Annotated in this window: 14 protein-coding genes; 7 read left to right on the top strand and 7 right to left on the bottom strand. The window is 63.0% G+C overall.

The genetic code is table 11. From position 1 onward, the window contains the following. Positions 1–7: 7 nt before the first annotated feature. The 4 genes from ACTWPV_RS30020 to ACTWPV_RS30005 form a co-directional block, all read right to left on the bottom strand. Positions 8–1009: a hypothetical protein gene (locus ACTWPV_RS30020; protein ID WP_443154355.1), complete on the bottom strand. Its 1002-nt coding sequence runs from the start codon at positions 1007–1009 to the stop codon at positions 8–10. Positions 1010–1012: 3 nt separating this feature from the next. Continuing rightward, positions 1013–3391, bottom strand: a complete 2379-nt coding sequence (locus ACTWPV_RS30015) for a hypothetical protein (protein ID WP_443154354.1) — start codon at positions 3389–3391, stop codon at positions 1013–1015. Further along, the gene (locus ACTWPV_RS30010; protein WP_443154353.1) at positions 3375–3557 is read right to left on the bottom strand and encodes a hypothetical protein; all 183 of its coding nucleotides are present in this window, start codon (positions 3555–3557) and stop codon (positions 3375–3377) included. Before ACTWPV_RS30010 ends, ACTWPV_RS30015 begins: the two co-directional genes overlap by 17 nt. Positions 3558–3851: 294 nt before the next feature. Then, positions 3852–4580: an XRE family transcriptional regulator gene (locus tag ACTWPV_RS30005; RefSeq protein WP_443154352.1), complete on the bottom strand. Its 729-nt coding sequence runs from the start codon at positions 4578–4580 to the stop codon at positions 3852–3854. Between the two features lie 152 nt (positions 4581–4732). Between ACTWPV_RS30005 and ACTWPV_RS30000 the strand changes: the two genes are divergently transcribed. The 3 genes from ACTWPV_RS30000 to ACTWPV_RS29990 all read left to right on the top strand — a co-directional run bounded on the left by ACTWPV_RS30000 (position 4733) and on the right by ACTWPV_RS29990 (position 6191). Continuing rightward, a complete protein-coding gene (locus tag ACTWPV_RS30000) occupies positions 4733–5086 on the top strand; it encodes a hypothetical protein (RefSeq protein WP_132631032.1) in 354 nt (117 codons plus the stop codon). Continuing rightward, complete coding sequence (locus ACTWPV_RS29995) at positions 5070–5540, top strand: GntR family transcriptional regulator (RefSeq protein WP_443154351.1); 471 nt, start codon at positions 5070–5072, stop codon at positions 5538–5540. The genes ACTWPV_RS30000 and ACTWPV_RS29995 overlap by 17 nt, the downstream gene beginning before the upstream one ends. A gap of 84 nt (positions 5541–5624) precedes the next feature. Then, on the top strand, positions 5625–6191 hold the full coding sequence (locus ACTWPV_RS29990) for an HD domain-containing protein (protein WP_443154350.1): 567 nt from the start codon (positions 5625–5627) through the stop codon (positions 6189–6191). Here the strand turns inward: ACTWPV_RS29990 and ACTWPV_RS29985 are convergent. Continuing rightward, the gene (locus tag ACTWPV_RS29985) at positions 6159–6635 is read right to left on the bottom strand and encodes an NUDIX hydrolase (RefSeq protein ID WP_443154349.1); all 477 of its coding nucleotides are present in this window, start codon (positions 6633–6635) and stop codon (positions 6159–6161) included. The two genes, ACTWPV_RS29990 and ACTWPV_RS29985, sit on opposite strands and share 33 nt — an antisense overlap. Before the next feature lie 2 nt (positions 6636–6637). Further along, positions 6638–7378, bottom strand: coding sequence for an XRE family transcriptional regulator (locus ACTWPV_RS29980; protein ID WP_443154348.1), 741 nt, complete (start codon positions 7376–7378; stop codon positions 6638–6640). Between the two features lie 152 nt (positions 7379–7530). Between ACTWPV_RS29980 and ACTWPV_RS29975 the strand changes: the two genes are divergently transcribed. Next, positions 7531–7746: a hypothetical protein gene (locus ACTWPV_RS29975; protein WP_443154347.1), complete on the top strand. Its 216-nt coding sequence runs from the start codon at positions 7531–7533 to the stop codon at positions 7744–7746. Next, positions 7743–7934 carry a hypothetical protein gene (locus ACTWPV_RS29970; protein WP_443154346.1) on the top strand — a complete coding sequence of 64 codons (192 nt, stop codon included), beginning with the start codon at positions 7743–7745 and terminating at the stop codon, positions 7932–7934. Before ACTWPV_RS29975 ends, ACTWPV_RS29970 begins: the two co-directional genes overlap by 4 nt. Here the strand turns inward: ACTWPV_RS29970 and ACTWPV_RS29965 are convergent. Beyond that, positions 7894–8271: a GntR family transcriptional regulator gene (locus ACTWPV_RS29965; RefSeq protein ID WP_443154345.1), complete on the bottom strand. Its 378-nt coding sequence runs from the start codon at positions 8269–8271 to the stop codon at positions 7894–7896. The genes ACTWPV_RS29970 and ACTWPV_RS29965 overlap by 41 nt on opposite strands. A 110-nt stretch (positions 8272–8381) precedes the next feature. Here ACTWPV_RS29965 and ACTWPV_RS29960 point away from each other — a divergent pair, with 110 nt between their 5' ends. Then, complete coding sequence (locus ACTWPV_RS29960; RefSeq protein ID WP_443154344.1) at positions 8382–8711, top strand: SCO3933 family regulatory protein; 330 nt, start codon at positions 8382–8384, stop codon at positions 8709–8711. Then, on the top strand, positions 8704–10041 hold the full coding sequence (locus ACTWPV_RS29955; RefSeq protein WP_443154343.1) for an FtsK/SpoIIIE domain-containing protein: 1338 nt from the start codon (positions 8704–8706) through the stop codon (positions 10039–10041). The genes ACTWPV_RS29960 and ACTWPV_RS29955 overlap by 8 nt, the downstream gene beginning before the upstream one ends. Positions 10042–10052 lie beyond the last annotated feature (11 nt).

The raw sequence follows: 10052 nt of genomic DNA, 5'->3' as shown, positions 1-10052 counted from the left end.
ACAAACATTATTGGGCTCTTTCCTGTTCCACATGGGCATCCGCGTACGCGGATACGATGCGGTCGGTGACTTTGATCGTGTCCGCAGGACGTTCATGGACCATGGATTGATACGCAAGTTCTTCGGCGATCGCACGGAAGGATCTAACGAGCTCAGCGATGCCATCTCTGAGCTTCGCCTCAGTCAATTGCGGCCGGCGAGCAAGGTCTTTGCCGATGAATCGGATTACCTCATCTTGGTATTGTGCGGGCACATAAAGCAACCTGCCAGACCCCTCTTGTTGAGGGACAGTAACTAGCCGATGGGCTAGCCGACGACGAGCTTCGCTGAGAATATAACCACCTGTTAGTTTATGTTCTGAAGAAGACTTCTTTCTGCCCGATGCGATCGTCTCTGCGAAACGTATAGCCGCATGGTGGATTGCTCGATCGATAAGTGCGCCTTCAGAGGACTCGCCGTAGTCAATGATGGCAGTTTCAGGTGTTGTGGATCGATTGATAAGGAGAGCTATCACTAGGCCTACTGACGGAGCTTGTAGAACCTCCTTCCCCGTGCCAGCGCTCAGGCCAACAGTCTGGATCAGCTTTCCCATGCACCAGGTGCGATAAAGCTGAAGCGCCCTACCTTCTGCCTCCATGACCTCTTGCTTAGCAATCACCACGTGGTCTTCATTTGGGTTCTTGCTGCGCAGTATGCCAAGTGCAAGGCGAGCCTCAACACCAACGATAAGCCGATTCTCGCCCACATCAACTACAAGAGACACTCCCTTTTTATGCATACGCTGGTACACGCTGGTCGGCGTTGTTTCTATATCCGACAGACGTTGCCGGAGTGTAAATCCTCGCAGAGACGGATCGAAAAACTTCCTGCACGTGGAGAGGTCCGCTTCCAGGTCGCCTGGGAGTTCAGAGTAAGTCAGCTGCCAGAGATGCGTAAGATCCTCGATGAGAAGTGCCGCCTCCAAATCAGCAAGCACTGTAGGTAGACCAAAAAGTGTAATGTTATTCATGGACTATCGAGCCTGTTCTAGAAGCAGAGGTTCGGCGAAATATCCCCGGAGCTCTAGACTTTTGACACGCTCTGGAGCTTCTTTACGGCTGTGATCCAGTGTGCCTTCACGAAGCGGCAGGATAACCACAACTTGCTCGCTAGGCTTCCCAACGCTCCGTTCAGTAAGATATTTCGCCAGGTACGCCATTGCGTCCCTGTCGATGACTGATCCGAATTCATCTAGGGCGATTAGCCTATTGGAAGCCCGGGGAGGCTCTCGATCTAGCTGCGCCATTCGTGCACGTGTGAAGGCGAGTGCTTGCTGGCCACTAGAGAATGCGGCTAGGGGTCGCCGCTGATCCGCACCGTCTCCATTTTTCCACGATACGATCATCGTCAGCGGGTCCAGGAAGATGCTGCTGCCAGATTCAAAGAGTGCCTGTTTAACGTTGTCGTTGTCGAACCACCTACGTACTTCTTCACCCAGCCATAGGCGTACTGAGTCATTCCATGTTCCGGTTGTTCCCTCCTGTTTCTCCAAAAGGTCAACCGTCCTGTTCAGTGCTCCTGCTATACCCTGCACCGAACTGATGGCGAGTTCAAGTCTATTACGCGCCGACTCTGTCGCAGAAAGAATGTTCTGCAGTTCCTGCACCTGTACTTGTGGAGTAGCCCTCTCAAGTCCATCAATGCCAGGTGAAATCCGGCGGATCCATGAGTTCTCCGCCTGAGAAAGTTCTTTGATAACGCTGTGAATTTGGATCAGACGTTCAGAAGCCACTCTGGTTGCACGGGTTGCCGCTTGTTCGGCAAGGGCATGCCGTTTGGTGACGCGATCTAGATCTTCAGCTTTTTCCTGCAGGCGGCGGCGTACACGGGATGCCTCCACTTCCGCCGATGCGCAAAGGCGCAGGAGTTCTGCTAGTAGTGCATCTTCTGATTGGCCGCCGCCGAGGAGCTCCCTCGCCTGCTGCAAACGTGCATGCTGCCCTTGTAGTGTGGTGGCCCTATCATCTATGTTATTACGCTGGGTGAGCAGGTCATTTAGAGCCCGTGCGGTGGTCGGAGGTAGGTTTGCCGCTGCGGTGCTGAGACGCTCGGATGCTCGCTTCTTTGTGTCACGTGCGGTGTCGACTTTCTGCACTAGAGCATCAAGATCGACGAGTTTTGTGAGTTTGGCTCTCGCCATATCGATGCTGACTGCAAGCTCCTCAGCACTTGAGGTAGGCCGCTGCTGTTCAAAGGCTTCGAGCTGGCGCGCCACCGCCTCGCGCAGCGTTGTCACAGTAATGTGGGTTTGGGCCCCCAGTTCCTCAAGCAGAGTCTGCTCTCCAAGGTCGCCCTGCTCAGCCTGATGAAGTGGTGACAACAAGTCTCGGAGAAGATTTATAAGGAGGGGTGTAGCGTTCACTTGGGGCTGCAACGCCACCAAATCCTTGAGGCGCTTGGCCGCGGCCTTTCGAGCCTGTTCAATTGATGGCTTCGATGCCGCAATGCCGGCGCCTTCGCACGCGATACGCAGCTCGGTTTCTGCTTCTACAACCTTAGTCTCCTGGCGCGCGAAATGCTTCTGAGCTAGGCTAAACTCCTTCTCTGCCTCGGTATCTCTTTGCTGACGCTCGCTGGCATGCTTAATTTCCTCGTCGAGGCGTGCCTTTTGCTCTATAAGTTCACGTCGCGCTCGATCGAGCTCTGCCAACTTCTCATCAAGTTCTGGTCCGCGCCCGCGGACTTGGTCGAGCTTCTCAGAGACAGCCACAGCCTTCTTTAGTAGTTCCACCTGTTCGGTTAGCGCTACTAGTTGCTGGTTCACTGCTGCCGCTTCCGCACGGGCAGCGTCTGCCTTATGAATCTCCAGAGGAAGTTGTGCAGGAGACGCAGCTGTAATCAGGTCCTGTATGTAGGTGAGAGCATTGTCGAGTTCTACTTGCCTCGGCGTGCCATGCGTATCAAGCCAGCCCCTCAGGTGGTCGCGTGACTTCTCAGCATACTTGGCAAGTATGTTAGAGATGGTTTCGTCCGCTCGGATGTGGTGTATTTCGAGCAGTTCGCGGACGTGCATTATATCTCTAGAACTACCGTCAATCGATATCCGCCCCACAGAGTTTCCTAGGGGTTCCGGCGTGACGGGCCATTGAGACGGGTTAATCTCCCACTCTACAGAGCTGGCGCCCTTCAAGTCTGTAATTCTGATGCTTGTATCAGATAGCTGATCTCTGAAAGTCTGCCATGCCGCTTCTTGCCCGGCAAACGGCTGATCTCCAACACATAGTTGCAACAACTTTATCGCGCTTGTTTTTCCCATGCCGTTGTAGCCTTCAATGCGGCAAAGTGGGATGTTCGGTATCTCCTGAATAACCCTGAGCCCTCTTCGCGGCTTTGCGTCAATCGTTATCCGCATGCTGCATCAGCCTCCCAAGGGTGTCCTGCTTGTCGAACGGCTCCGTCATCAATGCCTCAATCAAAGGCATGTCTAGCAGGTAGGCGCTGGTCGGGGCTAGGCGCTTTCTTGCGGCGTTATCTACCTCCCGCAATACCGCGACTACATGGTTGCTCTCGGGAGTCATGTGCTGCTGATTCTCCTCGAAGTGTGGGGCTGTAATCCTACTAAGCCACAAGCCTTATGGACAGACCGTCGGCGACGGCGTCGGACTGTAAGGTCCTTTTTTGGCCTGGATGTCCACTCTGTGGCGACTGCGCTACTGGTTGCGTCGGTGGCTCTGGCCGCGACCGGCCGAAGAGCCGCAGCGCGGCCAGATGCCACACGACGCAGGGCAGGTCGCCGCAGGCGGACTGCCCTTGATGACGTGGAGAGAAGTTGCTTTCTGGCCGGACCGTAGCTGTGTCGCTTGAGGTATGAACTACTTGCCGTGAGGCTGGGCGCCGTTCCAGATGTGGTTGAAGCTGGTGATGTAGGTGGTTGCGGGCCCTGAGTCGTCGGTGCGGGTGAGGTGCATGACCGGGGCGTTGGCTGCTGGTGTGCCGTAGGCGTGGGCGTTGACGAGCAGTTCGTTGTCGGTGCGGTAGATGGAGTTGTAGAGGACTGTGCGATGTAGCCGGATCTCCACGCCGTCGACGTTCACAAGTGGCTGGTACAGCATCAGGGCGTTCTTGATCCGGGCTGTCATCACTTCGGCCCCGATGCCCTCGTCGTTTCCTCGTGCGGCGACTTCTGGCCCGTCGGGGTCGCCCAGGAGGATGCGCACTTTGACGCCGGCCTCGGCTCGCTTGATGAGGGTGTTGAGGACGGCTGAGTCTTCGGCGAGGAACAGGGCGCTGTAGGCGAGGATGTCGATCTCCTCGCGCGCCTGGTCGAAGTGGTTGCGCCACACGGTCTGGGGGACGGCCCAGCGGTGGGGGTAGATCGCTTGGATGCCGTTGGCGAGTGCTTGGGGGCGTGGTGCTGTTTCGGGCCAGAGGTCGGCTTCGTCGACGTGGAGGAGGTCGGCGATGGCCCAGCGGTGGCGGGGGTAGGGGGTGCGGCCGTTGAGCCATCGGGTGACGGTTTTGGGGTCGACGGCGAGGGCGGCGGCGACGTCGGTGGTGTTGAGCCGGGCGGCGGCCAGTGCGTAGCGGAGGTTGTTGTTCATGACCGGTCTGCTCCTCTCGCAGAACGACCCTGCTCTGCGACGTTAGCATCAGACGTCCCTAGACGTCCCTAAGTTGTGGTGTTCCTGCCCCCGGCTGCGGGGCGAACCTCGACGCACACGAGGAACCACACAGGACGTCAGGGAGGCACAGGGTGCAGACGAGCAAGTCCATCAGGGAGCAGCAACGCATCTACGCGGAGCGGCTGCTGGTCGCGTTGGGCGAGCAGTTGGCCGTGCGGGGTGTCACGCATGTGCTGGTGATCACGCAGGATGGGCGGCCGGCCTTGGACGTGACCGACAGTCGGTGCCGGATGCGGCGGGTGTTCGTGCATCTGCCGTTCTGCTGGTTCTACTGGGGCGATCAGCAAGACGAGCGGGTCTCGTTCTTGCAGATGGCCCCTGCGGTGGATCGGATCGAGCAGGCCGCGCGCAAGGGGTGGCGTGAGGGCGAGCAGGGTGACCTGAGCGTCGACTTGAACAAGATGCTTGATGCCTACCGCGGCTGACCTGGTGGCGACGGGGCGGTGGCTGACCGGCGGGCGGGTCTATACCCAGGTCGCTGATCGGCTGCGGGAGCGGATCCGGGCGGGTGAGTTCGCGCCGGGTGAGGTGCTGCCGTCGGAGGCGGAGCTGTGCCGGGTGTTCGGGGTGGCGCGGAACACGGTACGGCGTGGCCTGGCCCTCCTGGAGGAGGAGGGCTTGCTGACCACGGTCCCGTCCAAAGGGCGGATAGTGCTCGGGGACGGCCCGGCCGCCTCATACCGGTATCAGGTGATCGCCGCGCGGTTGCGTACGCAGATCGAGCGCGGGGATCTCGCGCCCGGTGCGGCGCTGCCCAGTGAGACGGAGTTGCAGCGGCAGTTCGGGGTGTCGCGGACTACTGTGCGGCAGGCGCTGGCCGTGCTGGAGGTCGAAGGGCTTGTGGTGGTGGAGCATGGCCGGGGGCGGTTCGTCCGGTAGGGAACGCCAGTGAAGAAGGACGTCCCAGGACGTCCAGCCTTGCCCTCTGCTCCGCTTATGTCCCGGATGCCTATCGTGAGCCCCGTGGGACATAGCGAATGGGCATATGGCCTGGCCAAGGACCTGCTGGCTACGACGTTGCCCCGGCGGTGGGCGCACACGCAGGGGGTTGCCGAGCAGGCCGACTCCCTGGCCTCGATTCTCGGTGCGGACGCTGACACGTTGCTGGCGGCTTGTCTGTTGCATGACATCGGGTACGCGCCGGACCTGGTCGACACTGGCATGCATCAGCTCGACGGCGCCCGTTACCTGCGTGACGTGGCCGGGGCGGATGAGCGGTTGTGCCGCCTGGTCGCGTACCACTCGTGTGCGGACAACGAGGCTCGGCAGCGGGACCTGTTCGACGTGCTGGCCCAGGAGTTCGACCAGGAACGGCCGGACCTGGCGCGGGCGCTGACGTACTGCGACATGACCACCGATCCGGATGGCCGGCACCTGGATGTGCTCGACCGGCTGGCCGAGATCCACGCCCGGTACGGGCCTGAGCATGTGGTGAGCCGGTCGATCACCGACGCGACGCCGTGCATCGTGTCGTCGGTGCGGTCGGTGGAGGCCGCGCTATCCGATGTGCGGCAGGCCGACGCCGGCTAGGTAGTGCTCGATCCGCATCCGCATCGACCGGTCCATCGGCAGCGACGTGACCTCGGCGCGGGGCACCCAGTGGACTTCTCGGGACTCCTCGCTCGGGGTCGGCTGGCCGCCGGTGGCGCGGGCGGTCAGGACGATGGAGAACTCTTGGCGGGCCTCGCCGTTGCTGGTGTAGAGGATGACGTGGCGGGGGTCGCTGTAGGTGCCGACCAGGCCGGTGATCTCACACGTGATCCCGGTCTCCTCCAACGTCTCGCGGACGGCCGCCTCCGGGATGGACTCTCCCAGGTCGATCGCTCCTCCGGGCACGGCCCAGTTGTCGTTGTCGGTCCGGCGGATCATCAGCACGTCTCCGGCCGGGTTGGTGACGATGACGTTGACGGACGGGACCAGGCTGTTCGGCTCGGGTGCGTCGGGGTCGTCGTAGAAGTCGATGCGTTTGGCCACGTTCACGCCTCCACGGGGACGGCTCCGGCCCAGATCTTTTCGAAGCTGTCGGCGTAGGTGGTGACCATCTCGCCGCCGGCCACTCTGCGCAGATGTAGGACGGGGGCGTTGCCGGCGCGGGTGCCGTACACGTGCATGTTGACCAGGTAGTCGTCGTCGGCTTGGTAGATCGAGTTGTAGAGGATCGTTTGGTGCAGCCGGATCTCGAAGTTGTCCAGGCCGAGCAATGGCCGGTAGAAGACCAGGACGCTGCGGATCTGTGCGGCCATGCTGTCTCCGACGCCCTCGTCTGCTCCGCGCTGGGCGACTTGGGCGCAGTCGGGGTCGCCGAGCAGGATCCGCACCCGCACCCCCGCCCGTGCTTTCTCTCCGAGCAGGCGGACCATGGCGGCGTCGTCGGCGAGGAACAAGCCGCTGTAGACCAGGACGCCGATGTCGTCGGACGCGGCGGTGAACAGACGTCCCCACGCGTCCCGGGGCACGGCCCAGCGGTGCGGGTAGATCGCCAGGACTTCGCTTTCGGAGGCGGCGACGACCTGTTCACGGGAGAGGGCTTGCGGCCACAGGTAGGTCTCGTCCACACCCAGGTAGGAAGCGGTGGCGAAGCGGTGTTTACGGTACGGCTCGCGTCCCTTGGTGATCCACCGTTCGACGGTCTTGGGGTCGACCTCGATCGCCTCGGCCAGGTCCGCGACGCTCACGCCCTTTTGCAGCAGGGCCGCGCGTAGCCGTTCGTTCGCCATCTCACCTGCTCCCAAGGACGTCCGGGGACCTGGCCATCGTAGGCCGGACGTCTTGAACATGTCCCGTCGTGTAGTGATCTCGTCCTGACGTTGCGTCGCATCCTCGGTTGCACAACGCCACAACGGCACCAACCGAAGGAGGGGATGCAGCCATGAACAACGAGATCACCATCCCGGGCGAGACGCCCTCGTGCGAGTGCGGCAACGCCCTGGGACACGGCCAGGTCCGATGCTCCAAGTGCCTGGCCCGCAACCGGTGGGCGCGCAAGGAACGGGCCCGCAACCGGCGCAACCGGCGTCGCAACGACAACCGGCGTCCTCCGCGTGCCCCTCGCGGGCTGGCGCAGGCGGGGGTGACCTGGTCATGACCGCGATTCCGCTGATCGTCGCCGGAGTGCTCGGCGTCGCGCTGCTCGCAGGGTACGTGACGGTGCTGGTCGGCATCCGCCGGGAGGACAAGCGCCTCAGCCTGCGTCAGGCACCGGACGGGGCGGCGGCGTCGCTGGCCCGCAAGGTCACCGGCTGCTACGCCCGGGGCGGCGTGTCGTGGACGTAGCCAACTGCTCCTCCACCTTGGCCAGCCGCAGCGACAGGTCCTGGACGGCGGCGCGCAGCTCGGCCACCTCGCCGGCGGTGTCGCCGCCGCCGGCCGGCGGGGGTTGCTCGGTGGTGTCGCGGACGAACACGCCCTTGCCCTGCTGGCCGATCACCAGGCCCTCGGTGCGCAGGACGCCGACCGCGAGCTTCACCACCGACAAAGAGGCGTCGTACTGCTCGGCGAGCTTGGCCGTGGACGGCAGCGGAGCGCCGGGCGCAAGAGACCCGCCGCGGATCTGCGCGCGCAGGTCGTCGGCGATCTGAAGGTAGCCGGGGCGTCCGGTGTTTTTGACCATCGCCCTTCTATCTCACCACGGATGTTCGACCTGGCCAACCGAGGGAACATTGACAACCGAGCCAACTAGGTTAACTATGTTGCTCACGACGAAAGAGGAGGTCTCCGCCCATGCGTTCCGTCCCGATCCCCGTGGATGTCAGCAAACTCGCCATCACCTGCGTCAAAGCCCCACGCCCGCGCGTGCTCAACCGCGACACCGGCGAGATCAAGACCGACAAGAACGGCAACACCGTCTACGAAGTCACCGTCTCCGTCGAGGACGAGTTCGGCCGCATCGAACTCGTCAAGATCGGCATCACCGGCGAACCACCCATCACCGTCGGCGACCAGATCAACGCCGTCGGCCTGCTCGGCTACGTCTGGGAGATCGCCGGCCGATGGGGCATCGCCTACCGCGCCAACGCCCTGCTCCCCCTGCGGGAGGCCGCCGATGCGTGACGCGCTCGAAGTGCTCGAAGTGCTCGCAGTCCCCGCAGTCCTGGTCGCTGTCGCGGCCGGGCTGTGGGCCTGGCGCCGCTACCACTACCGCTCGTTCTGGCTGGCGGTCGGCTTCCCGCTCATCGCCCTGTCCGTACGAGTGTCCTGGCGGCGGGTAGCGCTCGGCTGTGGGCTGACCAAGAAGCGCCAGTGCTGGTGGTTCACCACCGTCCCCGGCGCGATCGCCTCCACCGGCCTGGTCAAGGTACGCCGCCGCTTCCAACGGGTCGCCGTCGACACCAAACCGTTCATGTGGCTACCGCTGCCGACCCGGCACGGCTGGCGCGTCACCCTGCACACCCTCGAAGGCCAGACCCCCGGCGACTACGCCGACGCCGCCGAACGCCTCGCCCACTCCTGGGGCGTGCACGCCGTACGCGTCTCCTCACCCCGGCCCGGCCGCGTCGTCCTCATGGCCACCATGCGCGACCCGCTCGTCACCGTCGACCACCTCCCACCCTCCACTGACCTGCTCAAGGTCACCGTGGGACGGCTAGAGACCGGACAGCCGTGGGTGATCGACTTCCGTACGGTGCCGCACTGGATCAACGCGGGAGCGACCCAGTCCGGCAAGTCGAACCTGGCCAACGCCTTGATTGTCGGTCTCGCGCCGCAACCGGTGGCGCTGGTCGGCTTCGACCTCAAAGGCGGCGTCGAGTTCACCCCGTACGCGCCTCGGCTGTCGGCTCTGGCCACCTCGCGGACGGAGTCGGTCGACCTGCTGTGCGACCTGGTCGGCCTAATGATCGACCGCATGGGGCTGTGCCGCCAGGCCAGTGCCCGCAACATCTGGCAACTCCCGCCCGCCATCCGCCCCGTCCCGGTCGTCGTCCTGGTCGACGAGCTCGCCGAGCTGTACCTGATGGCCGACAAGTCCGAGAAAGAAGAGATCGCCAAAACCTCAACCGCGCTCCTGCGGGTCGCCCAGCTCGGGCGGGCATTCGGCATCTACCTGTTCTGCTGCGGCCAGCGCATCGGCTCCGACCTCGGCCCCGGCGTCACCGCCCTGCGCGCACAGTGCTCGGGCCGGATCTGCCACCGCGTCAATGACCCCGAAACCGCGACCATGACGCTCGGCGACCTCGACCCCGCCGCGCTCATCTCCGCACGGGCTATCGCCGCTGAGACGCCCGGCGTCGCGATCGTCGCCGGACAGGACGGCCAGTGGTACCGCGCCCGATCCTTCTACGTCACCGAAGCCACCGCCGAACACGCCGCCCGCACCCACGCCCACCTCACCCCCGCCTGGGACGAGATCACCACCCACCTACCTCAGCCCGTCACCGCCTGAACCATGAAGGG

It is taken from the genome of Nonomuraea sp. KM88 (assembly GCF_052245635.1).
Taxonomy (GTDB): domain Bacteria; phylum Actinomycetota; class Actinomycetes; order Streptosporangiales; family Streptosporangiaceae; genus Nonomuraea.
Note: the sequence above shows the minus strand (reverse complement) of the source record. Positions and strands in the feature narration are given on the sequence as shown.